The 26815-nt window shown below is 73.2% G+C and carries 25 protein-coding genes and 1 pseudogene; 9 read left to right on the top strand and 17 right to left on the bottom strand.

From position 1 onward, the window contains the following. Nucleotides 1-629: 629 nt before the first annotated feature. Entirely contained in the window at nt 630-1040 is a 411-nt protein-coding gene (locus Q3W68_RS08790) for a hypothetical protein (protein ID WP_302905005.1), read from the top strand. A 739-nt stretch (nt 1041-1779) separates the two neighbouring features. Here the strand turns inward: Q3W68_RS08790 and Q3W68_RS08795 are convergent. The 6 genes and pseudogenes from Q3W68_RS08795 to Q3W68_RS08820 all read right to left on the bottom strand — a co-directional run. Next, a pseudogene (locus tag Q3W68_RS08795) lies at nt 1780-1872 on the bottom strand (RNase III inhibitor); the annotation flags it as partial. 51 nt (nt 1873-1923) lie between these two features. Further along, entirely contained in the window at nt 1924-2337 is a 414-nt protein-coding gene (locus Q3W68_RS08800; RefSeq protein WP_302905006.1) for a contact-dependent growth inhibition system immunity protein, read from the bottom strand. A 279-nt stretch (nt 2338-2616) separates the two neighbouring features. Continuing rightward, entirely contained in the window at nt 2617-3216 is a 600-nt protein-coding gene (locus tag Q3W68_RS08805) for a hypothetical protein (RefSeq protein ID WP_302905007.1), read from the bottom strand. A 337-nt stretch (nt 3217-3553) separates the two neighbouring features. After that, nucleotides 3554-3958 carry a hypothetical protein gene (locus tag Q3W68_RS08810; RefSeq protein WP_302905008.1) on the bottom strand — a complete coding sequence of 135 codons (405 nt, stop codon included), beginning with the start codon at nt 3956-3958 and terminating at the stop codon, nt 3554-3556. 133 nt (nt 3959-4091) lie between these two features. After that, nucleotides 4092-4517, bottom strand: coding sequence for a nucleoside deaminase (locus Q3W68_RS08815; RefSeq protein ID WP_194803417.1), 426 nt, complete (start codon nt 4515-4517; stop codon nt 4092-4094). Between the two features lie 15 nt (nt 4518-4532). After that, complete coding sequence (locus tag Q3W68_RS08820; protein WP_302905009.1) at nt 4533-5564, bottom strand: questin oxidase family protein; 1032 nt, start codon at nt 5562-5564, stop codon at nt 4533-4535. An 80-nt stretch (nt 5565-5644) separates the two neighbouring features. Here Q3W68_RS08820 and Q3W68_RS08825 point away from each other — a divergent pair, with 80 nt between their 5' ends. Beyond that, the gene (locus Q3W68_RS08825; protein ID WP_302905010.1) at nt 5645-6160 is read left to right on the top strand and encodes a hypothetical protein; all 516 of its coding nucleotides are present in this window, start codon (nt 5645-5647) and stop codon (nt 6158-6160) included. A gap of 11 nt (nt 6161-6171) precedes the next feature. Here Q3W68_RS08825 and Q3W68_RS08830 read toward each other — a convergent pair whose 3' ends face one another. Further along, nucleotides 6172-6819, bottom strand: a complete 648-nt coding sequence (locus Q3W68_RS08830; protein WP_302905011.1) for an MOSC domain-containing protein — start codon at nt 6817-6819, stop codon at nt 6172-6174. A 129-nt stretch (nt 6820-6948) separates the two neighbouring features. Here Q3W68_RS08830 and Q3W68_RS08835 point away from each other — a divergent pair, with 129 nt between their 5' ends. Further along, a complete protein-coding gene (locus tag Q3W68_RS08835; RefSeq protein WP_302905012.1) occupies nt 6949-9912 on the top strand; it encodes an Hsp70 family protein in 2964 nt (987 codons plus the stop codon). A 77-nt stretch (nt 9913-9989) separates the two neighbouring features. Next, the gene (locus tag Q3W68_RS08840) at nt 9990-12113 is read left to right on the top strand and encodes a M14 family zinc carboxypeptidase (RefSeq protein WP_302905013.1); all 2124 of its coding nucleotides are present in this window, start codon (nt 9990-9992) and stop codon (nt 12111-12113) included. A gap of 76 nt (nt 12114-12189) precedes the next feature. Here the strand turns inward: Q3W68_RS08840 and Q3W68_RS08845 are convergent, their stop codons facing one another. Further along, on the bottom strand, nt 12190-14070 hold the full coding sequence (locus Q3W68_RS08845) for a propionyl-CoA synthetase (protein ID WP_302905014.1): 1881 nt from the start codon (nt 14068-14070) through the stop codon (nt 12190-12192). Between the two features lie 156 nt (nt 14071-14226). On the opposite strand from Q3W68_RS08845, the gene Q3W68_RS08850 reads away from it, so the two are divergent. Together Q3W68_RS08850 and Q3W68_RS08855 are read left to right on the top strand one after the other, a co-directional pair. Then, on the top strand, nt 14227-14475 hold the full coding sequence (locus Q3W68_RS08850) for a hypothetical protein (RefSeq protein ID WP_302905015.1): 249 nt from the start codon (nt 14227-14229) through the stop codon (nt 14473-14475). Between the two features lie 200 nt (nt 14476-14675). After that, on the top strand, nt 14676-15155 hold the full coding sequence (locus tag Q3W68_RS08855) for a hypothetical protein (RefSeq protein ID WP_302905016.1): 480 nt from the start codon (nt 14676-14678) through the stop codon (nt 15153-15155). A 54-nt stretch (nt 15156-15209) separates the two neighbouring features. On the opposite strand, the gene Q3W68_RS08860 is transcribed toward Q3W68_RS08855, so the two are convergent. Further along, nucleotides 15210-15749, bottom strand: coding sequence for a hypothetical protein (locus tag Q3W68_RS08860; protein WP_302905017.1), 540 nt, complete (start codon nt 15747-15749; stop codon nt 15210-15212). 99 nt (nt 15750-15848) lie between these two features. Between Q3W68_RS08860 and Q3W68_RS08865 the strand changes: the two genes are divergently transcribed. Together Q3W68_RS08865 and Q3W68_RS08870 are read left to right on the top strand one after the other, a co-directional pair. Continuing rightward, a complete protein-coding gene (locus Q3W68_RS08865; protein ID WP_302905018.1) occupies nt 15849-17069 on the top strand; it encodes a GNAT family N-acetyltransferase in 1221 nt (406 codons plus the stop codon). A gap of 117 nt (nt 17070-17186) precedes the next feature. After that, complete coding sequence (locus Q3W68_RS08870; RefSeq protein ID WP_302905019.1) at nt 17187-17573, top strand: hypothetical protein; 387 nt, start codon at nt 17187-17189, stop codon at nt 17571-17573. A gap of 16 nt (nt 17574-17589) precedes the next feature. Here Q3W68_RS08870 and Q3W68_RS08875 read toward each other — a convergent pair whose 3' ends face one another. The 4 genes from Q3W68_RS08875 to Q3W68_RS08890 form a co-directional block, all read right to left on the bottom strand. Then, nucleotides 17590-18060, bottom strand: a complete 471-nt coding sequence (locus Q3W68_RS08875; RefSeq protein ID WP_302905020.1) for a ribose-5-phosphate isomerase — start codon at nt 18058-18060, stop codon at nt 17590-17592. A gap of 72 nt (nt 18061-18132) precedes the next feature. After that, nucleotides 18133-19332 (bottom strand): DUF1015 family protein, encoded by a 1200-nt coding sequence (locus tag Q3W68_RS08880; protein WP_302905021.1) that lies wholly within the window; start codon nt 19330-19332, stop codon nt 18133-18135. A gap of 132 nt (nt 19333-19464) precedes the next feature. Then, nucleotides 19465-19809, bottom strand: a complete 345-nt coding sequence (locus Q3W68_RS08885; protein WP_302905022.1) for a hypothetical protein — start codon at nt 19807-19809, stop codon at nt 19465-19467. A gap of 178 nt (nt 19810-19987) precedes the next feature. Then, nucleotides 19988-20611, bottom strand: coding sequence for a disulfide bond formation protein DsbA (locus tag Q3W68_RS08890; RefSeq protein ID WP_302905023.1), 624 nt, complete (start codon nt 20609-20611; stop codon nt 19988-19990). A 227-nt stretch (nt 20612-20838) separates the two neighbouring features. Between Q3W68_RS08890 and pepN the strand changes: the two genes are divergently transcribed. After that, complete coding sequence (gene pepN / locus Q3W68_RS08895) at nt 20839-23385, top strand: aminopeptidase N (protein WP_302905024.1); 2547 nt, start codon at nt 20839-20841, stop codon at nt 23383-23385. A 141-nt stretch (nt 23386-23526) separates the two neighbouring features. Here pepN and Q3W68_RS08900 read toward each other — a convergent pair whose 3' ends face one another. From Q3W68_RS08900 to Q3W68_RS08915, 4 genes are all read right to left on the bottom strand, one after another. After that, a complete protein-coding gene (locus tag Q3W68_RS08900; RefSeq protein ID WP_091423148.1) occupies nt 23527-23940 on the bottom strand; it encodes a DUF5130 family protein in 414 nt (137 codons plus the stop codon). Continuing rightward, nucleotides 23927-24211 carry a hypothetical protein gene (locus Q3W68_RS08905; RefSeq protein ID WP_026268244.1) on the bottom strand — a complete coding sequence of 95 codons (285 nt, stop codon included), beginning with the start codon at nt 24209-24211 and terminating at the stop codon, nt 23927-23929. The genes Q3W68_RS08900 and Q3W68_RS08905 overlap by 14 nt, the downstream gene beginning before the upstream one ends. Before the next feature lie 70 nt (nt 24212-24281). Beyond that, nucleotides 24282-25754 (bottom strand): amidase, encoded by a 1473-nt coding sequence (locus Q3W68_RS08910; RefSeq protein ID WP_302905025.1) that lies wholly within the window; start codon nt 25752-25754, stop codon nt 24282-24284. Between the two features lie 62 nt (nt 25755-25816). After that, a complete protein-coding gene (locus Q3W68_RS08915; RefSeq protein WP_302905026.1) occupies nt 25817-26812 on the bottom strand; it encodes an amidohydrolase family protein in 996 nt (331 codons plus the stop codon). Nucleotides 26813-26815 lie beyond the last annotated feature (3 nt).

The raw sequence follows: 26815 nt of genomic DNA on the forward strand, positions 1-26815 counted from the left end.
CGCTCCGCTCCGGCCGCGCCTAACGCCCGGCGGCTGGCGCGAACAGCGGGAAGCCCGGAGGGCCGCCGCAGAACGACAGACTATTGGCGGCGGAGGGGTAGGCCGGCAGCCGACCGGGCCGCGCGGCCACGAGCCCGCGCGGCGGAGGGGAGCGCACGCCAGCCGCGTCGGCGAGCTGGCGGCGGTCGCAGGGTTGCGGCTACTACGCCTCCGGCGGGGGCTCTCCGGCTCCAGGATGGCCGGGGCCCCGTCGGCGGGTCACGGTCCGTGGGTGGCTGCGGTAGGCCATCCCGCCTACCACCGACCCGGGCAAGCCGAGCAGGCCACCGCCCGACCCGCCAGCGTCCGAACGTGCGTCAAGGCCCTCTTGACGTGGCGGCCCGGGCGGCGGCCCGCTCCCCAGGAGGGCGGGTCGACGGCAGACGGGATGGCAACTGGCGCTGTCGGTGGGGACCTTGGCAGAAATCCATGCACAACAAGCTTCAATTATATCAATAAGGATCTTCGGCGCGGAAGGTGCATCCAGCGCATATAGCAAAGCCTATTGATCTTGCGAGTTTGAATGCCTTAGGGTCCACCGTGTCGGCTAACACGGGAGGTATCAAATGCCGCGAGTAAAATCGGCAGCGGTGCTATCGGTTTTGACAACGATGGCTTCACTTGGCGTCGGCGCGCTGCCGGCTAGCGCCGCCCAGGTTGTTTCTTCTTCCTACAGCCATGCTGGGGGCGCCCTTGCCACCAAGGTTACAGCGGACCTGAGTTGGCTGAACCGCTCTGTTCAGCTCGGCAATGTCCAATTTTACGTCATGCCCAGCCACTGTGCCCGCTTCAACTTCTGGGGTTACTGGGGAAAGGGCCGGGAGGTTGCCGACATTTACTCGGAGCGCATCTGCACAACCTCCTCTACCGGCGGGTGGTACAGCTTTGGCAGCGAGACGCTCGATGGTAGCTCTCGGGTTGGCGGGATAAGCAAGGTTGCGATAGACGTCATCGACGAAACCCATAACGGGATGAACACCTTCACAACTTATCGTGAGTGAGATGGCGTAAAGCATCAAGAGCCCTGGCAGAAAGCTCTGCCAGGGCTTTTGGTGCAGACTTGCCGCCCCCTGGCGCTACAGGTAGAGCGCCGTCACAGGGAGTCGGCCGCGACAGTCTGGCCAGCCCTGGGCCCAGGGCTTGCTTGCCCGCACCCCAACGGTTAGCCGTCGTCGCTACGTGGGCATCCGAAGATCAGCGGCACAGATCCGGCACAGCCGACAGCGAAAGCGAGAGGCACCGAGGAACGCAAGCCAGGCCAGAGGGCCGGTGGGGCCACTTTCGCTGGATCTTCGGCTTCCACCAAGCAGCGAGGAGCCCCACGACAGCCAGCAGGAACAGGCAACTACATCCTGCGCAGGCGAGTAGGCCGATGGGACCAAAGGTGCCGTACTCCACGGGCTGACCCTATACGACAGCAGGCAGCCCTGGACGTGCCCGATCCGTGCCCGACGCAGCGGTCAACACCGGCCAACAGCGGGATATTGGACGGCAACCACATGGACCACTTGGCGTTTCCCGACCGCCGCCATGGCTGGTCAGCACCTTGACCAGACCGTCCATAAGAGCGATGCAAGGCACCTTCCAAACTGACGGTGCGGGTTCGATTCCCGTCGCCCGCTCCACGGCCTCGCCCCAGGTCAGAGCCTGTATCCACCGGTCCTGGGCCGGTCGGCCACTCCCCTGCTCTGAGCTTGTGGGCCATCCGTTGGCCAATAGCTGCTCTGGCCGCCCTTGCGCCCCGCCACCCAACAGCGATTCATTCGCCACGGTAACGACGGCATCGACGTCCTCTTGGGTGATGTCACCGAGGACGACTTCGATCACAGGCACGCAGCGATGATGCCATCAGAGCGCTTTGCCGGCAGATGACCTCCGCCGCTCTCACCGACCGAGGAACCGCACGACGGCGTCGTGCAGATCCCGATCCAGCTCGAGAGGTTCAAGGTCGGGGTCGGAGAACGGGCGACCGGCGACGAGTTCGGTCAGAACAGATCGCAGCCGCTCCCGTTCGGCTCGCAGGCCCGACCACGCCGACTCGGGGAGCCGCAGCACGTTGGCGAGCAGGTCACCCGGGTAGTAGTCGCCCTCCGCGAACGGATCGCGAAGCAGGACCTGCAACGCGAGAGGCAGCAGAGCAGGCACGCCGATTTCTTGCCCGAGCATGATGCGCAGGTCTCCGACCGTGAACTCAGCCAGCGGCTTGCGTCGTAGCTCCACGCAGCGCCTCACGAGAGACGTGGCCTCCTGGCCTGGGTCCGGCCAGACGTCCCGTTCAAGTTGCTCGATCGATGTCACGGCGGTCAGGCTAGCCCGCACCCCTGGGATCGTGTTCTAGTTCCCGCGCCGCTTCCGGTCTTCGCCGGGAACGCAGCCGCGCTGCGCTACATGCTGGCGCGTGGCACAGCGCCGCAGTACGCCCCGGGAGGTGATCCGGGGTCCGATGACCTGGGGATCGTCGTGCGCGTGCAGCGGGCGGGCGATGTCGTGCTGTCCCGGCCGGTGTTCGCGGTCGTCCGGGAGCGTGCGAACACCCTCTGGGACTGCGTGCCGTACGACGAGTCGGGCGTCCACTGATCAGCCGGCATGCCCAGTCGCGACCGGGTCGGTGGCGGGCACGGCCGGATCCCGTCGCTTCGCGAGGACGATCACGCCGACCAGAAGGAGCACGAGCCAGAGCGGCACCAGCGCGGGAGCGAGCCCGCGCCAGACCGGCCACACCGGCTCGGCGAGCCGGTTCGCGGCCAGATCCGTCCAGGTGAGGGCAGCCCCCGGGAACAGTGCGACGGTCACGAGGGTGCCGACCAGCAGGGGTGCCGGCCGACGACTCCGCGCCACCGCCCAGAACAGCGCGGCACCGGCGACGGCGCCGAGCAGGGCGCCGGTGATCGTGGCGGCGCGGAACCCTCCGGGGACGGACTGCGTGATGCTCAGCCTCGACCCGCGCGCCGGATGGGTGAGCGTGACCGTCATCCCGTCTCGCTCGGCCCGCCAGCCGTCGCACGAGGCGCCCGGCGCCCGGCGGAGTTCCCGCCATCCGCGCGTCTCGGCGGCGCGCCGCATCTGCTGGGACAGCGCGCAGTCGGCGTCGTCGCCGTACTGGAACTCGATCCGGCTCCCGCCGACGTCGTCGGCACCCGAGCGCCAGACCGGCCGTGCCGAACAGCAGGGCGACATACCCAGCCGACACCCCACCGGCCACACCCCCTGTCGCCGTGCGGCACAGCGTAGGCGTCGCACGCCGTCCCCACTGCCCGGCGGTAAGACCAAGCTCCGCAGGCAAAGGCGCAACTTCCCGCCGAGGGACACTCGCTGATAGTTGTCCTCGGTCGGTCGGCACGCCTCGTCAGACAGCGCAAATCCGTCGTCCCGCTGCGGAGTTAAGTGAGGTACCCGGCCTCATCTCGGCGAACTGCTGGCCGGCACCGCCGGCCAGCATTCGCACCGAGCTGATCAGGCCGCATGACCCTGCTGCCCAACCACCGCCCTAACCGCCATAACGAGGTCGGGTTGTTCAGGGCCGCTTGAGGAGCTGCGGTACGCCGCACTCAGGCGCGCAGAGATAGACGTGAACGCTCAGGATACCGCCGACGGGCCCTTCCTCGGTCCAGTTGAAACTGCGACAGGCGCCATCAGGGGCCGTGCGACTCTGGTAACTGTGCGGGGTGCCGGAACCGGTGCGGTTGGTGTAGAAGTAGAACCACGCTGCGGTCGTGGTGCCTCCGCCATTGCAAACCTCGCCTTGAACACCGACTGATCGGTTGTACCAGGTGATGCCACCCTTTGTGTGACCAAAGTCTGAACCGGCCGAGATGCTGAAGGGAGTCGGGGATGCGGCATGCGCCGGCGCGGCCGCGAGCCCAACCGACGCCATAAGGGCGCCGACGGTGAGAATGACGCCGAGTTTTAGGCGATTCACGAGTCTCTACTCCTCTTCCTGGCAGCAAATGCCGATCTGGTAGGCCCGCCAGAGCACGGCCGACCAAGTTGATCGTGGGAAGAAGCTATCAGGAGAAGTCGATGTTCGGGGCCCTTACCGTCGGCCGATGCGCTTAGTAGTGGTCCTCGATCGGCCGGCGCGCCTCGTCGAACAGCGCCGGCCCGTCGTACCGCACCGGGCGCGGCGCGGGCGTGGCCGGCTTGACCTGCTCGAACTGCTCGGTGGACAGCGCGTACACGACCCGGCCGAGGCCTGATGCGTTGATCGCGACTGTGCACATCGGGCAGGGCTGGCAACTGGTGTACATGGTGGTGGCGACCGCCGCCTCGGGGGCGAGCTGCCGGGCGGCCCAGCGGGCCAGCTTCAGCTCCGGGTGGGCGGTGACGTCCCTGTCGGAGACCACAGTGTTGTGGTCCTCGATCAGGACGGTGCCGTCCGCGCCGACGAGCAGCGACGCGAACGGCCGCTCGCCGGACGCGCCGGCCCGGTCGGCGAGTTCCACGGCGCGGCGCAGGAACGCTTCGTCGTCGGGTGTCATCAGCCCTCCACGTGTTCAGTCTGCGGCGATCTGCTCGACGGATCGGGCCGCGACGGCGAGCAGGGCCGGGTCGGCGCTGCGGGCGTACGCATCACTCAGGGTGTCGATGAATTTGATCGCGTGTGCGTCCCCGGTGTCCAGCGCCCGCGCCATGACCTCGTCGAGTTCCGGCCCGGCGGCCGGCGGGAGGGGACGGGCCTCGGCCGGGGCGTAGGCCGCGGTGACGGCGGCGGTCGCCGCCCAGGCGGCGGCCAGGCTCGGGTGCCACAGCGCCGGCGGCAGGGCCGGCAGGGTACGCAGCACGGCGTTCGGCGCGGTGGCGGCGTGCACGAGCATCACGGGACTGGCGTACCCGTGGGTGCCGTGCCTGAGCACGGCGGCGTCGACGACAGCGGCGAGCCGGGAAGGCACGTCGGCGGCGGCGTCGCCGGGCACTGCGGCCGCGGCGGCCGGCCACCGGTCCAGGTCGGCCAGCTGCACCAGGCGGGACCGGATGCCGAACCGCTGATCGGGTACGCACGGCACGGCGTCGAGCGCGGACCGGGCGTCGGTTCCGGGGTACGACCCGGCGCCGGGCGGGGCGAGCGGCTGCCAGCGTGCGGCCCAGTAGGCGAGCCCCTGGCCGAGTTCGGTCACACGCGGTGCGGTCTCGGCGTCGAGCAGGGCGCGCACGGCGTGCCCGACGCGGATGACGCCGTGGGTGGCGCCGGCGGCGATGCCCGGCAGCAGGCGGGGCCACCAGCGGGCCAGCACGTCGCGCCACGGATCGGCGGCCAGCTCGCTGTCGAACAGGTCGAGCCAGTCACCGGTGCGCACCGGGTCGCCGAGCGGGTCACGCCACTCGTCGGCGGCGATGCGCCGGATGCCGCGCGGGCGTTCCTCCAGCCGGTCGGAGTACGCGTCGATCCAGCGGTGCACGGCCCGCCCGTGGCCGTGGCGCACCAGGGCCTCCGCCGCCATCGGCACGTGGTTGGACAGCCACCCGTCGCGCTCGGGACCGGTGTGGCGTACGCGCTCGTACGCCTCGTCGAGTACGGAGTTCAGCACACCGGAAGCCTCCGACCTGAAGTCCGGTTGACGTCAAGCGGGCGCGGAACCGACCGGCATCCGGCGGCGTCGAAGCGGCCATGAGACTTCGTGCCCTGCTCGTCGTCGCCCTGGCAGCTCTCGGCCTGGTCGTGGTCGTGTCGCCCGCCGAACCCGCGTCGGCCTGCTCGTGCGCCCTGTCCACGTCCGAGCGGGAGGAGCGGGCGGACAGCATCGTCGTCGGCACCGTCTCGGAGGTGACCGACCGCGGGGTCCGGATCACCGTCGAGTCGGTCGAGAAGGGCGGCGCCGGGGTCGGGGACATGCTCGGCCTGAAGGTGTCGCGCAGCGAGGAGAGCTGCGGCTACGGCTTCCGCGTCGGCGCCCGGTACCGGGTGAACTCGTCCGCCGGTGCCACGGGGCTGTGCGCCGGGATCCGCGAGATCTCGGCCCCGGCGCTCGCCGCCACCCCGTCGGCCGTCTCGGCGGAGCGGACGCAGGTCGCCGCACGGCACATCCCCGGCCCCTGGTGGATCGTCGGCGGCGCGACGGTGGCGGTACTCGCCGCCGGGCTGGTGGTGGCAGCCAGGCGGCGGGCCGGAGGCGGACACCCCTGACGGCCCGCCGGTCAGGACAGGCGGCGGCGGATCTGCGCCATGTCCTCCGCGGGCAGCGCGTCGGCCACCAGCAGCCGGGGCAGCAGCTCCGACTCCAGCGTCGTGGCCCGGAACACCAGCGCCACCGTCACGTCGTGGTCGGGCCGGTGCACGATCTCGACCGGGTCTCCGGCACCGACGCTGCCGGGCGTGATCACCCGCAGATACGCCCCGGGTCGTACCGCCTGGGTGAACCGCTTGATCCAGCCGCGTTCGCCCAGCCACCCCTGGAACGTGCCGCAGGGGATGCGCGGGCAGGAGACCTCCAGCACCAGGTCCGGCCCGATCCGCCACCGCTCGCCGATCAGGGCGCCGTTGACGTCCAGCCCGCTGGTGGTCAGGTTCTCGCCGAAGCTGCCGTCGGCGAGCGGGCGGCCCAGCTCGGCCTCCCAGTGGTCGAGGTCCTCCCGCGCGTACGCGTAGACCGCCTGGTCGGTGCCGCCGTGGTGGGCCACGTCGTAGACCCGGTCACCGGCGAGCCCGACGTCGCCGGTGCCCTTGGGGCCGGGCGCGGTGACGGCGACCCGGCCGTCCACGGGCCGCTTGTCGATGCCGGTGGCGCCGATGCCCTTCCACGGGTTCGGTTGCGGTCGGCCTACGTTGACGGAGATCACCCTCATGACGGCGACGGTATGCGGCGCAGGGCCGGACGGGCCAGTCCATTCCCCGGGCCGGGTGAACGGCGAGGCGGCGCGGCCTGCGTACGATGCGGGCCGGACATCCTCGTCGGGTGGTGGAGGTAGCCGCGAATGGCAGGCCAGCAGGACGGTTTCGCCCTCGGCGTGGACCTCGGCACCTCGAACACGGTGGCGGTGCTGCGCTGGCCGGACGGGCGGACCCGGCCGGTGCTCGTCGACGGCCACCCGATCCTGCCGTCCGGCGTGTACGCCGACGCCGACGGTCACCTGCACGTCGGGCGGGACGCGCAGCGCCTGGCCCAGGCCGACCCGGCCGGCTACGAGCCGAACCCGAAGCGCCGGGTCGACGAGGCGACCGTGGAGCTGGGCGGGCGGGCGTACCGCCCGGCGGAGCTGCTGGCGGCGACGCTGCGCGCGGTGGCGGACGCGGCGGTCGCGGCGGTCGGGATGCTGCCTCCGGCGGTGGTCACCCACCCGGCGGCCTGGACGCCGGCCCGGCGTCAGGTGCTGCACGACGCGCTGGAACTCGCCGGCTGGCCGGCCGCGGCCGAGCACACGCTCGCCGGGCCGATCGCGCCCGGCACCCGGCTGCTGCGCGAGCCGGTGGCGGCGGCGCGCTACTTCACGCAGGTGCTGCGCCGGCCGGTGCCGGTGGGCGGTGCGGTGGCGGTGTTCGACTTCGGCGGCGGCACGCTCGACGTGGCGGTGCTGCGCAACGAGGGCGCCGACCCGTGGGGCGACTCCGGTTTCCAGCTGGTGGCCACCGGCGGAATCCCCGACCTCGGCGGTCTCGACCTGGACGCGGCACTGCTCGGACGGCTCGGTGAGCTGGTGGGCCCGGCTCATCCGCGCGAGTGGGCCCGGCTGACCGAACCGACGACCACCGCCGATCGGCGGGACCGCCAGCAGCTCTGGGACAACGTGCGCGGCGCCAAGGAGATGCTGTCCCGGGCCATGGTCGCGCCGGTCGCCGTACCGGGGGTGGAGGCGGCGGTGCCGCTGCCCCGGGAGGACTTCGAACGCCTGGCCGCGCCGCTGCTGTCCCGGGCGGTGGCGGAGACCCGGGAGGTGACCGCCGCCGCCGGGCTGCGCCCGGAGCAGCTCGCCGGCCTGTTCCTGGTCGGCGGGTCGACCCGGGTGCCGCTCGTGGCCCGGCTGCTGCACGCCGAGCTGGGCATCGCGCCGACGGTGCTGGAGCAGCCGGAGATGCCGGTCGCCGAGGGCGCGCTCACCGACCTGCCGCTGCCCCGGCGGTCCGGCCGCCCCACCGTCCCCGCTCACCTGGCGTCGGCACAACCCGCGCCGGCCCGGCCCGGGTCGACCGAACCCGCGCCCGCCCCGCCCGGATCAGCTGCGGACGCCGGTGCGGCCACGATCCCCGCCGGTGCGACGAGACCGAACCCGACCGCGCCGCTCGGCGCGCCGGACCCGGCGCCCGCCGGCCCGCACGGCACGCTGGTCGCCGACGGCCCCGTCCCACCGACGTCCCCCACGAGGTACGACGGCGCGCCGCTCGCCGGGGGCCCGGTCCCGCACCCGAGGTACGACGGCACTCCGGGCGCCAGCGGTTTCGTGCCGCCGGGAGCAGCGCCCGCCGCGCACCACGGCGTACCCGGGATGCCGCCGCCCCCGCACGGCGGAGGATGGCCGCCGGCGGGGCCCGGTCCCGGCGTACCCGGGACGCCCTTCTTCTCCGCGCCGGGCGGTGTCCGGCCCGGCGGCGGCCGGCCACGGCGCGGCCGGTGGATCGCGCTCGGCGCGGGTCTGGTGGTCGTCGCCGTGGCGGCGGCGGTGCTGCTCTGGGTGTTCCGGGACCGGCACCCGGCGCTCGACTTCCACACCGCCGAGCTGGTGAAGACGGTGTCCGCCGGTGACGGGCGGCCGGACCAGATGTTCACCGCGACGCTCGGAGACCGCGCCTACCTGGTCCGTTCGCTGCCCGACGACCATCTCCACGTGACAGCCGTCGAGGCGGCGACCGGCAAGACGGTCTGGGAGAGGCGGACCGACGCGGCCGCGCAGCGGTGGGCGGGGGTCCGGGCGCTGCCCGACGGGCTGCTCGTCCTCGGCGAGGCCACCGGCAGCGGCACCCCGCGCGTGCTCGCGGTGCTCGACGGTGATTCCGGCAAGCAGCGCTGGCGGACCGACGTGGGCCGCGACGACGCGCTGTTCTTCGGACCCGACACGGTGGTCCGGCTGGACCGCACCGGCGAGCGCCTGGTCGGGATGCGGCTGGACGACGGCGAGCAGCGGTGGGAGCGGGCGAACCCGCGCACCGAGTACGGCGACGCGCGCACGAAGGTGGTGCCGGTCGGCACCGGCGCGGCGCTGGACGGGCCTGGCGACGCCGAGGGTTCGCCGCTCGCCCCGTGGGCGGGGAAGGCGGACCGGCTGGTGCAGGTCGGCGCGGACCGGTCGGTCCGGGTCCTGGACCTGCGCAGCGGGAAGATCCTCAAGGACCGGGGGAACGTGGCCGGGCTCGACGATGCGATGGCCGCCCGCGACGACCGGCTGTACGTGGCGGAGAACCAGCGCGGCCTGCGGCTGCTCGCCTACGACCTGGGCGGCCTCGGCACGCCCAGTGTGCTGTACGAGGCGCCGGAACAGGGCGGCCGGGCGAAGGACATGGTCACCTGCGGGGAACGTCGCGTGTGCCTGCTGGAGACGCCGGGCAGTGGCGCCGACGACACCCGGGTGGTGGCGGCGACCGAGGGCGAGGGCACCCGGCAGTGGGCGGCGCCGCGCGCCGAGTCGCTGGTGCCGGTCGGTGAGCACGTGCTGGCCGGGCGGGACTCGCCGCAGGACGCGGTGACGCTGTTCGCGCCGGACGGCACGGCGGTGCTGCGCGACCGGGACGGGGTGGCGGTCCGGCTGGACGCCGGCAACCTGCTGATCTTCTCCGAGGCGCCGAGCGCGTACGAGGACGACCGCGTCCTCGCCGGGACGGCTGTGGGCGGCAAGCCGGTCGAGATGGGGCAGCTCAAGCAGATCCGCAGCGAGTCCTGCTCGTGGAACACCGAGATGCTGGTCTGCGGCGCGGACAAGGAGTTCCGGTTGTACCGGTTCGCCGGCTGACCGGAAGTGAGCTTGACAGCGATCGATGCCTCGGCTGGTGTGAACGGCAGAGAGATCGACGTTCGTCAGGAGGCCCCGTGTTCGTCCGACGACGGTGGACCGCACTCGCCACCACCAGCATCCTGATCGCCGCGGCGCTGGCCCATCCCGGGCCGGGCGCCGCCGCACCGCCCTCCCCCGCGATCACGCTCGCCGCCACCGAGACCGCCCTGGTCCGCGTGCAGCTCGCCGACCGGGCGCAGCTCGACCGCCTGGTCGCGGGCGGCGCCGACCTGGCCAACCGTCCCCGCTCCCGCGACGGCGTGCTGATCGCCGACCTGGTCCTCACCGGACGGCAGCTCGCCGACCTCACCCGGCAGGGGGCCACCGCCGTGCAGGTGGTGCAGCGCGCCGACGACGGGACCCGGCACCTCGCCGAGAGCCGCCGCGCCGCGCAGGACCGCACCCGCGCCGGGCTGCGTACGAGCGGCACCGCCGCCGCCGTGGACACGCTCCAGTTCCTCCAGGCGTACTGGTGGACCACCGGCGGCAGGACGTTCCTCCAGGCCCAGGTCGCCACCACCGCCACCGACGACCCGGACGTCGAGATCACTGTCACCTGGCGTACGGCCGACGGCGCCACCGGCTCGTTCCCGCTGTACCGCTTCGAGGACTCGGGCGAGTACCAGTACCACTACGCGCTGCCGCAGCCGGTGCCGAGCCGGCCGGTGCAGCTCACCGCCACCTCCACGCTCGGCGGCACGAGCCGGCCGGTGACGCCGTCGCTCTGGCCGAACGCGACCCCGCCGCCGCAGCCGGCCGGCTACCAGAAGGACTTCATCGACGCGTACCTGACGCCCGTGGACATCAAGGCGCGCATCGCCCGGCTCGGCCGCCAGTACCGCGACCTGGTCGACGTGATCGACCTGCCGAACAAGACCCAGGGCTACCGCCGCAACGCCGCCGCCTACCTGGGCGACCCGGCGGCCGCCGCCGTGGTGGTCGAGTCGGTCCGCTTCGGCGACCAGGGCATGAACGGCGTGCAGGTACGCACCGTCGACCCGGGCCGGCCGAACCGGCCGCTGAGCATGCGCTACCGGGACCGGGTGCTCACCGTCTCGCTGGCCACCGACCGCGCGGGCAAGGTGACGAGCACTACCGACGACGTCGCCGCCCTGATCAACGCCCCGCGCGGCGCGCGTTTCCGGGCCACTGTGGAGGACGGCTCGGCCGGGCTGCCGATGCCGGTCACCGGGCCGGTACGCCTCGACGACGGGTTGCAGGGCACCGAGGTGCCGGCCCGGCCGTGGACGGTGCAGGCGCTGCGGATCGGCAAGCACCGGGACGGCTCCCGGATCGGCGTGCTGGCGTACTCGCAGGAGCACGCCCGCGAATGGGCGACCCCGCTCGTGACGCTGGAGTTCGCCGAGCGGCTGCTGGCGAACGCGCGTACCGACGCGGCGACCCGCAAGCTGCTGGAGCAGGTGGACGTGTTCGTCATCCCGACGGTCAACCCGGACGGCGCGAACTACTCGTTCCACGACTACAACTTCCAGCGCAAGAACCTGGTCAACCACTGCACCGGCGCCTCCCGTGACCCGAAGTACCGCACCATGTGGGGCGTCGACGTCAACCGCAACTACACGGTCGGATCCCTGTTCGACGGGTACGTGGGCGCGAGCGCGAACTGCCTGTCCGGCAACTACGCGGGCACTGCGGAGCTGTCCGAGCCGGAGAGCCGCAACGTGATCGACCTGGCCAAGGCCCACCCGAACATCAAGTTCGCGATGAACGTGCACTCGTACGGCGGCTACTTCATGTGGCCGCCCGGTGCGTACAAGGCCGACGGGCGGGTGACGCTGCCGCGCCCGTCGATCGACGAGTCGACGCTGTTCCTTGGCAGCGCGCGGCGCATCGTCGGCGCCATCGCGGCCGAGCGCGGCACAGTCACCTGGCCGTCGCAGACCGGCCCGGTCGCCGACGTGCTCTACTCGGCGGCCGGCAACTCGGCCGACCAGCTCTACTACGAGCTGGGCATCTTCGCGTGGGACTTCGAGGTCGGAAACGACAGGTGGAACGAGGCCACCGGTCAGTGGGAGGGCGTCGGCTTCCAGCCGCCGTTCGACGAGGCGCACGCCGAGGCGCAGGAGTACGCCGGCGGCCTGGTGGAACTGGTCCGGGTCGCCCGCGACTACGCCGCCGCCAACCCGGTGCGGCGCTGACCAAACGCGGTCCCCGGCCGGTGGAGTCCGGCCGGGGACCGCGTCAGCTCGTCCGGGGCGGGTCGGCCCGGCCGGCTCAGTCAGCGGTGCCGAGGTCGCGGAAGACGGCGAGCGCGCCCGGGTCGTCGATGGTCGCCGGGACCGGCTCGTCGCGCCCCTCCACCAGGCCCCGCATGGTGCGCCGCAGGATCTTCCCGGAGCGCGTCTTCGGCAGCGCCGGCACCACTGTCACCCGGCGGAACGCGGCCACCGGGCCGATCCGCTGCCGGACCAGCGCGACCAGCTCGGCGGCGAGCGCGTCCCGATCCAACTCCGCGCCGGCCTTGAGCACCACGTACCCGCTGGGCACCTGCCCCTTGAGCGCGTCGGCCACGCCGATCACCGCGCACTCGGCCACCGCCGGGTGCGTCGCCAGGACCTCCTCCATCGCGCCGGTGGACAGGCGGTGCCCGGCCACGTTGATGACGTCGTCGGTGCGGCCCATCACGTACAGGTAGCCGTCCTCGTCGAACCGGCCGCCGTCGCCGGTCAGGTAGTGGCCGGGGAACGTGGACAGGTAGGAGCGGACGAACCGCTCGTCGTCACCCCAGAGCGTGGGCAGGCAGCCGGGCGGCAGCGGTAGCCGGATCACGATCGAGCCGTCCGTGCCGGGCGGCACGTCCCGGCCCGCGCCGTCGACCACGCGCACGTCGTAGCCGGGCACCGGCACCGACGGCGACCCCGGCTTGATCGGCAGCGGCTCCAGGCCGCGCGGGTTGGCCGCCACCGGCCAGCCGGTCTCCGTCTGCCACCAGTTGTCCACCACGGGTACGCCGAGGCGCTGGCCCGCCCAGGCCCAGGTGTCCGGGTCCAGCCGTTCACCGGCGAGGAAGAGGGTACGCAGCGCACTCAGGTCGTACCGGGTGATGTGCTCGCCCTCCGGGTCCTGGCGGCGGATCGCCCGGATCGCGGTGGGCGCGGTGAACAACGCGGCCACCCGGTGCTCGGCGGCGACCCGCCAGAACGCCCCGGCGTCGGGGGTGCCGACCGGCTTGCCCTCGTAGAGCACAGTGGTCGCGCCGGTGAGCAGCGGCGCGTACACGATGTAGGAGTGGCCGACCACCCAGCCCACGTCGGAGGCGGCCCAGAAGACCTCGCCCGGCTCGATGCCGTAGACGTGGCGCATCGACCAGCGCAACGCCACCGCGTGCCCGCCGTTGTCCCGCACCACGCCCTTGGGCCGGCCGGTGGTGCCGGAGGTGTAGAGGATGTAGAGGGGATCGGTGGCCGCCACCGGCTCGCACGGCACCGGTTGGGCGTCCGCCATCACCTCGGCCCAGGTCAGGTCGCGGCCCGGCACCAGCGGGGCCGGCTCCTGCGGGCGCTGCACCACCACGCAGCGCTCCGGCGCGTGCGCGGCCTCGTCGAGCGCGGCGGCCAGGATCGGGTGGTACGGCACCACCCGGTCGGCCTCGATGCCGCAGGAGGTGGCCACCACCACCTTCGGCCGCGCGTCGTCGATCCGGACGGCCAGCTCGTGCGCGGCGAACCCGCCGAAGACCACGGAGTGCACCGCGCCGATCCGGGCGCAGGCCAGCATGGCGACCACCGCCTCCGGGACCATCGCCAGGTAGAGCAGCACCCGGTCGCCCCGGCCGACGCCGAGACGGCGCAGCGCACCGGCGAACCGGGCCGTTTCGGCGAGCAGTTCGGCGTAGGTGAGGGTACGGACCGTGCCGGTCACCGGGCTGTCGTGGATCAGCGCGGGTTGGTCACCGCGCCCGGCGGCGACGTGCCGGTCCAGCGCGTTGTGACAGGTGTTCAGCACCCCGTCGGGGAACCAGCGGTACAGCGGCGCCGCCTCCTCGTCGAGGATGCGTTCCGGCGGGACGACCCAGTCGATGTCGGCCGCCGCGTCCCGCCAGAAGCCGGCCGGGTCGGCGATGCTCCGCTCGTACGCTGATCGATACGCGCCCATGCCGTCATGCTGCTCCGCTATGCCGTGCCGGCACGACGGCCGGGCGGGGCCGGTGCGCCGGAAGCACGCCCCGGCTCGCTGAACGGCCGCTCACGGCGGTGGGCGGTCGCCGGCCCCAGCCGTTTCCGCCGGCCCGGATGGGGGTAGGGCGGGCACATGGAGACGAACACGAAGGCGTACCTGGCGGGCGGTCCCCGCGACGGCAGCAGCCAGGACACGGACGGCAAGGCCCTGTTGGAGATCGAGATCGACGGGATGATCCACCGCTACATCCGGACCACCAAGACGCACGAGGACGGCGTGGTCTACAACTACGACGGCATGGTGGCGCCGGGTGGCGGCGAGCCGGGCGTCGAGGACCCGGCGGCCCGGGTCGCGTCGCCGAAGGCCGACGAGCAGGGCTGAGCGCTCAGCCCAACGGGCGACGGATGAAGCCCGTGCGGCGGGGTAAGGCAGCACGGTCCTGGTGGAGCGACGACCGGTGTCGCGGCGTACCGCGGCCGGGCACGGGCGGGCGGCACGCATGCCGCCCGCCCGTGCGTCCCGCGGACCACCCCGGCAAACCGAGTTTGATCAATGACCGGCATCGACTAGCGTGCCCAGACGTGAAGACGAACCGGATCATCCCGATCCTCCTGACCTGTGCCGTGCTGGGCCTCGCCGCATGCGGCGACGAGAAGCCCTCGACCACGGCCGGGCCGGCGGCCACGTCGGCCTCCGCGGCCCCCTCCACGGCGGCCCCGTCGCCGTCGGCGGCCGCCCTGAGCGACAAGGAACTCTGCACCGCAGCAGAGAAGATCAACAAGGACATGCGGGCGAAGCTCATGGCCGTCGTTCAGGGAGGCGGCGACCTGACGAAGCAGACCGGCGCGATCCTCACCGAACTCGGCGACCGGGTGACCGAGCTCGCCGGAACCGCCGGTGACGGCAAGGCGGCCACCGCGCTGAAGGAGTTCGGCGCGGAGGCCGGCAAGGCTGGCTCGGCCGCCGACCCGGGCACCGCCGCCGACAACCCCGCCATGGAGAAGGCCGGCAAGGACATCAACGCCGCCTGCCGGACGGCCGGCGCGCCGACCACCTTCTGACGCCGGCGCCCCCGGTCGTCCGTCCGGCGCGTACCGGACGGACGACCGGTCGGCTCAGTTGCCGGTCACCCAGTTCCAGGCCGAGACCACCCACTCGGTCTGCTGGAGATACGCCACACCGACGCCGACCAGGAACAACGCGGTCACCAGGTGAGCGCCCTTGGCACTGCGGCGCACCCGGCCGAACTGCCGCTCCAGGATCAGCCGGCCGAGCAGCCGGGCCAGCGCGAACAGGCCGACCGCGGTGAGCAGGCTGAGCACGAACGTCAGCAGCGGTGCGACCAGGTTGCCCCGGCCGGAGATCGCCCAGATACCCCAGCACACGAACGTGAACAGCGCGCCGGCGGCGCTCAGCTCCCCGCCCTTGCGCGCCTGGGCCAGGTGCCAGCTCATCGGCCGGCGCGGCGCCGGCTCCGCCGCCCAGTCGCCGTGCTCCACGGTGGGGAACTGCTCGGTGCGCGGCGTACGCGACGGGCGCGGCTGACCGACCGCCGCCACCCCGCGCTGGAACGCGTCCCGCTGCGGGGGCACCACCCCCGGCTGGGGCGGCACCTCCACGGTGCGCTCGGCCCACGGCTGTGTCTGGTCCGCCATCTTCCGTCCTCCCCCTCGACCGGTACCGGCCTCCGTTCCGAGGGTAGCCAGCCCGCAAATAGGGTGCCGACCCCCGTCGCGGTGCGATACACACGTGCCGTGACTGACGTGCTGGTATCCCGGGCCGAGGACTTCGACGACATCGCGGCGCTGCTGGCGCTCGCCTTCCACGGCGACCTCGACCCCGAGGTACAGGCGCTGGAACGCCCGATCTTCGAGCCGGACCGGTCGCTGCTGGTCCGCGACGGCGCGACACCGGTGGCCCATGCCGCCGCGTTCAGCCGCGAGCTGGCGGTGCCGGGCGCGGACGTGCCCGCCGCGCACGTGACGATGGTCGCGGTCGCGCCGACGCACCGGCGACGCGGCCTGCTCACCACGCTGATGCGGCGCCAGCTGCGGGACGTGCACGACGCCGGCCGGGAGCCGATCACGGTGCTCTGGGCCAGCGAGGGACGCATCTACCCCCGCTTCGGCTACGGGTCGGCGGCCCCGCGCTACGTGCTGTCCGTGGACACCACCGGCCTGCGACTGCCCGCCCCGGCGCCCGCCGAGCGCAGGCTGCGACTGGACCGTCCGGACGCGCACCGGGACGAGCTGGCCCGGCTGTACGAGCGGGTCCGCGCGGAGCGTCCCGGCTGGTCCCGGCGCGACGAGCGCTGGTGGTCGTACGTGCTGGCGGACCTCAAGGCGCACCGGGGCGGTGCCACCGAGCGCCGGGTGCTGCTGCACGAGGGCGCCGACGGCCTCGACGGGTACGCGCTCTACCGGACGAAGGACAGCTCGTCGGTCACCGGCCCGCAGGCCGAGGTGCAGGTCGGCGAGGTGGTGGCGGCGACGCCCGAGGCCTACACGGCGCTGTGGCGGTTGCTGCTCTCGGTCGACCTGACCCGCCGGCTGTCGTTCCCGATCGCAGCACTGGACGAGCCGCTGCTGCGGCTGGCGGACGAGCCCCGCCAGCTCTCCCCACAGCTCGCCGACGCGCTCTGGGTACGGGTGGTGGACGTGCCGGCCGCGCTCGCCGCCCGGCGCTACGCCACCGACGTCGACGTGGTGATCGAGGTCACCGACGAGCTGCTGAAGGAGAACACCGGCCGCTGGCGGCTGGTCGGCGGACGCGACGGCGCGCAGTGCACGCCCACCACCGCCCCGGCCGGGCTGGCGTGCGACGTACGTGCGCTCGGCGAGCTGTACCTCGGTGGCGCGAACCCGTACGCGCTGGCCGCCGCCGGCCGGGTCCAGGAGCTGATCCCGCACACTCTGGCCGCGCTGACGCCCGCCTTCACCTGGCACCGCGCCCCCTCCCCCATGGAGGTGTTCTGACCACCGCGCCCTCCGTCGATCATGAAGTTGGCGGCGTGTTCCGTCCGGTTCGTCCCGGCCGACTTCATGATCGCGCGGTCCCGGGCGCGGATGGGTCGGGGGCGGTACGGTCACAGGATGGGTGAGGCGGAGCGACGGCGACGACGGCTGCGGCATCACGGCGAGGCCGGCACCCCGGCCGACGCCGACAGCAGCGACGCCGGCGGGACCACCGCCAGCACCGCACCCGTACACGACGACGTGACGCCCCGGCCCGCGCGCGGTGGCCGGCCGGGCGAGCCGGAGCCCCGGGGACGCCGCGCCGCCGCGTCCGCCGAGGAGGGCGAGCGCGGGCTGCGCGGGCTGGTCGGCTCCGGCTCGTCGCAGGTGAGCGTGACGGCCGCGCTGCGGGCCCGGGACGCGGCCCGCCCCACCGAGGACGACCTCGCCGAGGCCGAACAGCGGGTGGTGCTCATCCGCCGCAACTGGGTGCCGCGCGAGGAACTGCCCCGCAACGGGCGGTGAGCCCTGAGGTGTCCGCTCAGGCGGGCAGCTCGGGCAGGCGGCGGCTCTGCTCGTAGGCGGCGACCTGCTCGATGCGCCGGCTGTGCCGGGGGTTGCCGGAGAACGGCGTGGTGAGGAACGCCTCGACGAGCGCCGTGGCCTCGTCCAGCGTGTGCTGCCGGGCGCCGATCGCGACGATGTTGGCGTCGTTGTGCTCGCGCGCCAGCTGGGCGGTCTCGACGTTCCAGGCGAGCGCCGCCCGGACGCCCGCGACCTTGTTCGAGGCGATCTGCTCGCCGTTGCCGGAGCCGCCGATCACCACGCCGAGGCTGCCCGGGTCACCGACCACCCGGTCACCGGTGTGCAGGCAGAACGCCGGGTAGTCGTCGTCCGGGTCGAAGACGTGCGGTCCCACGTCGACCACCTCGTAGCCCTGCTTGGCCAGGTGGTTGGCGAGGTGCACCTTCAACTCGAAACCGGCGTGGTCGGATCCCAGGTAGACGCGCATACCGCGCAGTCTGACAGGCCCGCCTCCGGGCCGGCGCGCGGGCGGCGACCCGGAGGCGGATTCGTCACACGGTCAGTGCGGCAGCTCGGCCACTACGAGGCCGGCCCGCGCCTTCGGCGTGAACCAGGTGCTCTTGCGCGGCATCTTCTCCCGGGCCAGGTTCACCGCGACGAAGTCGTCCACGGTCACCGGCGCGACCAGCACCGCCAGCTCGGCCCGGCCCGCGTCGACCTCACCGACGAGCCAGCTCGCCGGATAGTCGCCGCCCACGTACGTGATCCGCTTGTCGCCCGGGTCGAGGCCGAGCGCGTCGCGCAGCAGCAGACGCTCGACGAGCGCGTGGTCGAGGTTCTCCAGCCGGCCGGCGCCGACGTGCGGCAGCGTCACCGCGTAACCCCGCCCGCCGAGGTGGAGGTGCACGACGCCGCCGGTGGCCGGGACGTCGACCGGCCCGTCCACCGGGGTGATCTCCGCGCCCGCCGCGCGCAGCCGGTCGAGCAGTTCGCCCGGCGTGGTGGTCAGCTCGCTGACCAGCCGGTTGTAGGGCTGGATGGCCACCGACGCGGGCGTGGTGACCACCGCGAGGAAGCGCGGGAACCCGCCGGTCTGCGCGGCCAGGCTGCGGTGGTTGCCGTCCGCCACCACCAGCTCCCCGCCGCCTGCGAGCGCGGTCAGCTCGTCCTGCGCCGCGCCCGGCCCGAGCAGCCAGATCGCGTGCGTACGGCCGGACTGGTCGACGTCCGTCGCGGCGGGCGCGCCGGCCGCGTCGGTCGCCGCCGCGAGCGCGGCGTGCAGCTCGTCGCCCTTGCCGGTCTGGAGCAGGAGTACGGGCGAGAGCAGGTGACCGAGCGCCTCGGCCAGCGCGACGCGCTCACGCACCTTGGCGATGAACACGTCCTCGTTGCGGATCACCAGACCCGGCTCGTCGGCGCGGGTGGAGATCTGGTCGGTGTCGACCATGGCCCACAGCCCGTACGCGCTCTCCTCGCCCGGCGCGCTGATCCGGTAGAGCACCACCACCTGCTCGGCCGGCGTGTAGCTGCCGTCCGCCTTCGCCTCGGCCAGGCGCGCCACCGCGTCCGGCAGCGCGTCGAGGAAGGACTTCCCGAGGCTGCCGGGCGCCCGGTGGGGCATCTCGATGCCCAGAGCGCTGTGCGGATTCGCCTCGACGATGGAGGTGATCTCCGCGTCGTCGGCGAACTCGTCGTAGTTCTGCGCGCCGGTGCCGCCAGTGGTGATCCAGGCCCGGGTGATCGGATGCACGACCGTCATGTTCGCTGACGCTACCCGGGCCCCGATCGGCCCCGCCGCCGGACTCACCCGCTTACCACCAGGTGAAAGGAAGGGCCCCTTCTTAACGCCTCCGGTAGAGGAAGGGCCCCTTCTTAACACCGGGCAGGTGGCTCAGGCGGTGGGGTTACGGTGCCGGCCCGGAACCGGACGGCGGGTCGGCGGGGCGAGGCGGGGGCCGCCGTTGAGGCGTACCGTCGTCGCGCCCGCGGGGGGCGGGTGGGCGGCGGTGCCCGGCCGCGACGGCGTGCGGGCCGGTCGGCCCGCCTCGCCCGGCGGTGTCATCCGCGAGGTGGCCACCACCCGGGCCACGCCCACCACGATCGGCGGGGCCAGCAGGTCCGCCACCTCGGCCGGGCCGGCCGGCCAGTCGCTCTCGGTCACCGACCAGTACGTCGCGCCGGAGTCCTCGGTCGCCTGCTGCGGCGCGTCGTCGGACATGCGGCGGTGCTTGGCCATGGGAACGCCTCCAGGAGCTGCCGTGCTGCGGCCCCGCGGGCCGTCGGCTGGGACACCCGGTGAAACGAGCCCCGCACCGGCCCGGTGACGGGCGGTGCGGGGCTCGGGGTGCGATGCCGGTGTTAAGAAGGGGCCCTTTCTCTACCGCAGGCGTTAAGAAGGGGCCCTTCCTTACCGCTCAGTCGAAGATCGGGCCCTGCTCCCGGGTGCGCTTCAGCTCGTAGAAGCCGGGGGTGCCGGCGACGAGCAGCACGCCGTCCCAGAGGCGGCCGGCCGCCTCGCCCTTCGGCGCCGGCGTGATCACCGGGCCGAAGAAGGCGACCTGAGCGCCGTCCGGACCCGGGGCGTGGATCACCGGGGTGCCCACGTCGGTGCCGACCGGCCGCATGCCCGCCTCGTGGCTGGCCCGCAGCGCCTCGTCGTACTGGGTGGACCCGGCCGCGTCGGCGAGCGCCGGGTCCAGGCCCACGTCGGTGAGCGCGCCCACCAGCATGTCCCGGCCCAGGCCCTCCTTGCCGAGGTGGATCCGGGTGCCCATCGCGGTGTAGAGCTTCGCCAGCGCCTCGGCGCCGTGCGCCTGCTCGGCGGCGATGCACACCCGCACCGGGCCCCAGCCGTCGCGCATCAGGTCGCGGTACTCCTCCGGCAGTTCCCGGCCGTCGTTGAGCACGGACAGGCTCATCACGTGGAACCGGATGTCCACGTCCCGGACCTGCTCGACCTCCAGCAGCCAACGGGAGGTGATCCACGCCCACGGGCACAGCGGGTCGAACCACATGTCCGCGGTGACACGTTCGGTCACGGTGTTTTCCCTTCACGACATCGTCGCGCCGGGGACCCGGCGCGGTCACCTCCGATCCTCACCCCGCACCCGGGTGCCCGGTACCGGAATGAGAGCGTGACCTCGACCACCGAGAGCGGTCCGTGCATGGAAGACTCGGTTATCGACGGGCCGTCACGAGCGGCCGGGGGAGACCGGCGCCGCGGGGCGCGGCGAGACGAGTGGGATGGAGACGAACAGTGCCGGGAGTGCGCAACCTGACCCAGGTCGAGGCGACCGAGCGGGCCCGCCTGCTCGAGGTGACCGGGTACGACATCAGCCTTGACCTGTCGACCGCGGTGCAGCCCACCGGTCGCACGTTCCGCTCGGTGACCGAGGTCCGGTTCCGCTGTGCCGAGCCGGGGGCGACCACGTTCATCGAGACAGCCGCCGAATCGGTGCGGTCGGCCACGCTCAACGGCGAGCCGGTGGACCTGTCCGGCTGGTCCGCCGAGAAGGGACTCACGCTCAGCGGCCTGGCCGCCGAGAACGTGCTGGTGGTCGACGCCGACTTCGGCTACTCCAACAGCGGGCAGGGCCTGCACCGCACCGTCGACCCGGTGGACGGCGAGACCTACCTCTACAGCCAGTTCGAGACCGCCGACGCGCAGAAGGTCTACGCCTGCTTCGACCAGCCCGACCTGAAGAGCGTCTACACCTGGCACGCCACGGTCCCGGACCACTGGCGGGTCGTGTCGAACATGCCGGTGGAGCGCGAGGAGGCCGCCGGTGAGGGCCTGAAGACGGTGCACTTCACCGTCTCGGAGCGGATGAGCACCTACATCACCGCGCTCTGCGCCGGGCCGTACCACGAGGTGCGCCGCACCCACGACGGCATCGACATGGGCTACTTCTGCCGGGCCAGCATGGCCCCGCACATGGACGCCGACGACCTGCACCTGATCACCACGCAGGGCTTCGACTTCTTCCAGGAGAAGTTCGGCGTGCGCTACCCGCTGCCGAAGTACGACCAGCTCTGGGTGCCGGACTTCAACGCCGGCGCGATGGAGAACTTCGGCTGCGTGACGCACGCCGAGTCGCACTACATCTTCCGCTCGCAGGTCACCGACTTCGAGTACGAGCAGCGCGCCAACACGATCCTGCACGAGCTGGCGCACATGTGGTTCGGTGACCTGGTCACCATGCGCTGGTGGAACGACCTGTGGCTCAACGAGTCGTTCGCCGAGTGGGCCAGCCACTGGTGCAACACGCACGCGACCCGCTTCACCGACGCCTGGACCACGTTCCTGTCGATCCGCAAGAACTGGGGTTACCGGCAGGACCAGCTCTCCTCCACCCACCCGGTCTACTGCGAGATGCCGGACCTGGAGGCCGTCGAGGTCAACTTCGACGGCATCACGTACGCCAAGGGTGCGAGCGTGCTCAAGCAGCTCGTCGCGTACGTGGGCGAGGAGCCGTTCCTGGCCGGCCTGCGCGCCTACTTCGGCAAGTACGCCTGGGGCAACGCCACCTTCGACGACCTGCTGTCCGAGCTGGAGTCGGCCTCCGGCCGGGAGCTGCGCAAGTTCGCCGCCCAGTGGCTGGAGACCGCGCAGGTCAACACGCTGCGCCCGGAGGTGACCATCGGGGCCGACGGCACGTACGAGCGGGTGGTGGTCCGGCAGGAGGCCCCGTCCGGCTACCCGACGCTGCGTACCCACCGCATCGGCGTCGGCCTGTACGACCTGACCGACGGCCGGCTGGTGCGCCGCGAGCTGATCGAGACGGACGTGACCGGCGAGCTGACCGAGCTGTCCGAGCTGCACGGCAGGCCCGCCGCCGACGTGCTGCTGCTCAACGACGAGGACCTCACCTACGCCAAGCTGCGGCTGGACGAGCGGTCGATGGCCACTGTGGTGCAGCACATCGCCGGCTTCGACTCGTCGCTGGCCCGGGCGCTGTGCTGGACCGCCGCCTGGGACATGACCCGTGACGCCGAGCTGTCGGCCCGCGACTACGTCGCGCTGGTGCTGGCCGGGCTGACCGCCGAGACCGACATCAACCTGGTCACGGCCACGCTGCGGCAGGCGACCACCGCGCTCACCTTCTACGCCGACCCGGAGTGGGCGCCGACCGGCTGGGCGGACCTGTCCCGTACCGCCCGGACCGCGCTCGCCGCGGCCGAGCCGGGCAGCGGCTTCCAGCTGGCCTGGGCCCGCGCGTACGCCTCGTCGGCCCGCTCCGGCGAGGACCTGGCCACGCTGCGCGGCTGGCTGGACGGCAACGGGGTGCCGGAGGGGCTGACCGTCGACACGGAGCTGCGTTGGGCCGTGCTCCAGTCGCTCGTGGCCAACGGCGCGGCGGGCGCCGCCGACGTGGACGCGGAGCTGGCCGCCGACCGTACCGCCAGCGGCGAGCGGGAGGCCGCGTACGCGCACGCGCTGGTGCCGACCGTCGAGAACAAGGCCGCGGTGTGGGCGCTGCTCACCGGCCCGGACGCGCTGCCCAACTGGCGCAACCGGGCGCTGTTGCAGGGCTTCACCCACCCGGCGCAGGTCGAGCTGACCGCGCCCTACCGGGAGCGGTACTTCGCCACGGTGGACCAGGTGTGGGCGCAGCGCGACAGCGAGCCGGCGCAGGAGTTCGTGCAGCTCGCGTACCCGGCGTACCTGGTCGAGGAGGACACCGTCGCGGCCACCGACGCGTGGCTGGCCCAGGACGGCCGGCCGGCGTCGCTGCGGCGGCTGGTGGCCGAGGGCCGCGACGGCGTGGTCCGCGCGCTGAAGGCCCGGGAGCGGGACGCGCGCAGCGCCTGAGTGAGGCACGCCGGCCGGGGCCGGGGCGGGTGACAGCCCGCGCCGGCCCCGGCCGCTGTCGTGCGGTCTGCGCCGCCGGCGAACGAGAAAGCCCGGCCCGCGTGTGCGCGGGCCGGGCTTCGTCGTGTGTGCGGTTCGGGATCAGCCCTTGCCGGCGTGGCTGGCGAGCTGGTCGAGACCCTGGATGATGCCGCCGGCCAGGTCGCCGCCGCCGAAGGAGGCCACCATGGAGAGCGCGGCCAGCTTGGCGTACGTGTCCGGGATGCGCTTGCGCGCGTACTTGCCGGTGACGATCTCCAGCTGCCGCTGGTTGGGCGACACCGCGATCAGCACCGAGCGGTCCGGGTCGGCGAGCTGGCGGTGCAGCCGCTCGGCGTGCTCCCGGATCGGCTCGTCGAGGCCGCCGACGTAGACCGAGAAGACCAGGCCGGTGCCCTGGTCGGCGAGGCGCAGCGCCTCGTCGATGCGGAGCAGCTGACGGGTCGAGAACGGGCCGTCCAGCACGTCGGGCGGGGTGCCGGTCCCCGTCGTGGGCCGCGCTTCACCAACGGTCACTTGCGCCTCCGGTTCCACCGGCCGGCGCCTCCCGGCCGGCCTGCTCCTGCTTGCGGCTGGTCAACGCCGGCGCCTGCGCCCCGGCGGCCAGCGCCGTGCCGGCCGAGTCGGCCAGCTGCTCCGGACGGCCCAGGAACCAGACCGGAGTGAAGTCGAAGGGCCGGCCCGGCCGGTAGCGCTTGGCGCCGCCACCGTTGCCGCGGCTGCCGACGGCCGCCAGGGCGGCGATCAGCAGCACCGCGGCGGCCGGGATGCCGACGAAGACCACCAACGTCTCGGTAACAGACAATCCCAACGCCCCCAGGCGGAAAGAGAGACCAGGAATGGTGCGGGTCGGCCGGTCAGGACCGGTCGCGTCCCACGTCACTTGTGATGTTCACGTTAGCGGAGTCGGCGGCCCGCCAGATTGCGGGGTGCTGATCCCATCCGTCACTCCGGTGCTCCAGCTGCGCGGCAGTGGCGAGCAGTGTCGCGTCGTCGCCGTACCGGCCGGTGAGCAGCACCCCGACCGGAAGCCCGTCGGCGGTCCGTCCGACCGGCAGCGAAACGGACGGATCGCCCGTGACGTTGAAGACCGCGCAGTACGGCGAGAAGCGCCTCTGCGCGTCGAAGTCCTCGGCCGGTTCGAGGGCGGCGAACGCGCCCACAGGCGCCTGCGGGGCCGCGAGCGTCGGGCAGAGCAGCAGGTCACAGCCGGCGGTACGGCGTACGCCACGGCGTACCTGCGCCTGGAGTTCGCCGAGCGCGGCCATCAGCCGGGCCGCGCCGAGCGCCTCGCCGCGCTCGCGCAGGAACCGGGTCAGCGGCAGCAGGTCGCCGTCCCGCCCGGCCGGGACCGGGGTGACCGCCAGCGCGTACCAGACGGTCTCGAACAGCGGCCACGCCTCGGGGCCGAGTGGCGCGGGAACGTCGACCACCTCGTGGCCGGCGTCGGTGAGCAGCGCGGCGGCCCGGTCGACGGCGGCGACGCAGTCGGGGTGGACCGGTTCGTCGGCGAGCATCGGCGTGGTGAAGCGGCCGACGCGCAGCCGGCCGGGGCCGGCGGCGCGGGCGGCGCGGGTGACGCCGAGATACCCGCCGGCGGGCGCGGCCGGCGGCAGGTACGGCTCGCCGGGCACCGGGCGGGCGAGCACGTCGAGCAGCGCGGCCACGTCGCCGACCGTTCGGCCGATGGGTCCGTTCACCGGCAGCCCGAAGCCGCCGAAGCCGAGCGGCCCGCCGGAGACCATGCCCCGGCTGGGCTTGTAGCCGACCAGGCCGCAGAGCGCGGCCGGGATGCGCAGTGAGCCGCCGCCGTCGGAGCCCTGCGCCACCGGCACGAGCCCGGCGGCGACCGCGGCTGCCGCTCCGCCGCTGGACCCGCCCGCGGTGTACGCGAGGTTCCACGGGTTTCGGGCGGGCGGCGCCACCAGCCCTTCGGAGTAGAGCGAGCAGCCGAGTTCGGAGGTGGTGGTCTTGCCGAGGCTGACCAGGCCGGCGTCGGCCAGGAGGCGGACCACGTCGGCGTCGACCGGCGGGACGAAGTCGGCGAAGGCGGCCGAGCCGAAGGTGGTGCGTACGCCGGCGGTGAGCGTGAGGTCCTTGATCGCGGTCGGCACCCCGTGCAGCGGGCCGCGTTCCTCCACCGCGAGCGCGTCAGCGGCGCGGGCGGCGGTGAGAGCCCGGTCGGCGGTGACGGTGACGAACGCGCCGACGGTGTCGCGGAGCGCCTCGACCCGGCGCAGGTGGTGCTCGACCAGTTCCAGGCTGGACAGCTCGCCCCGGCGGATCGCGGCGGCCTGTTCCAGCGCGGTCAGGTCGTGCGGCTCGGCCATGCCGTCCATCCTGCCGGTCCGGTGGCCCGCAGGCCGGGCGACACGTCCGGCGGCAGCCGCCTTCAGCGGCCGAGGAACCGCAGCGCGTTGCCGCCGAGCAGCGCGTCCCGCTGCGCGTCGGTGAGGAAGTCCGCCCGGTGCACCACCTGGCCGACCGGCCGCTCCCCCAGCGGGTACGGGTAGTCGCTGCCGAGCAGCACCCGCTCGGCGCCGATGGTGTCCACCAGCAGCCGCAGCGCGGCCGGTTCGAAGACGACCGAGTCGACGTGGAACCGGTCGACGTAGGAGCTGGGCGGTGCGCTGGAAGCGCCGCGTACCAGGTCGCCGCGACGGTGCCAGGCGTTGTCGGCGCGGCCCAGCCAGAACGGGAAGCTGCCGCCGCCGTGCGCGAAGCAGATCCGCAGCGTCTCCGGCACCCGGTCGAACACGCCGCCGAGGATCAGCGCGAGCACCGACAGGTGCGTCTCGGCCGGCATCCCGGTCAGCCAGCGGGCCATCCACCGGTCCAGCCGGGGGCCGCCGGGCATGTCCCACGGGTGCACGAACACCGGCGCACCGACCTCCGCGCAGTGGGTCAGGAACTGCACGACGCCCTCGTCGTCCAGGTCCCGGTCACCGACGTGGTTGCCGATCTCCACACCGGCGTGCCCGGCCGCCAGGCAGCGGTCCAGTTCGGCGCAGGCCGCGTCCGGGTCCTGCAACGGCACCTGGCAGAACGGCACCAGCCGGTCGCCGCCGGCCGCGGTGACCTCCAGTGTGAGGTCGTTGAAGATCCGGGCCACCTTGACCGCCTGATCGGCCGGGCGGTCGTAGCTGAAGAAGACCGGGGTGGGAGAGACGACCTGCACGTCCACGCCGTCGGCGTCCATGTCGGCGAGCCGGGTCGGCGCGTCCCAGCACTGGGCGCCGATCGGGCGGAACTCCGTCTCCCCCACCATGATCATGGCGGCGCGCTCGGAGTCCACCCGCAGCCAGGGCCAGCCGGACCCGCCGCACGCCGCGGCGAGGTCCGGCCACCCCTTCGGTACGACGTGCGTGTGCACGTCCACGACCGGCACGCG

The organism is Micromonospora sp. C28ISP2-4, assembly GCF_030519385.1.
Classification (GTDB): domain Bacteria; phylum Actinomycetota; class Actinomycetes; order Mycobacteriales; family Micromonosporaceae; genus Micromonospora; species Micromonospora tulbaghiae.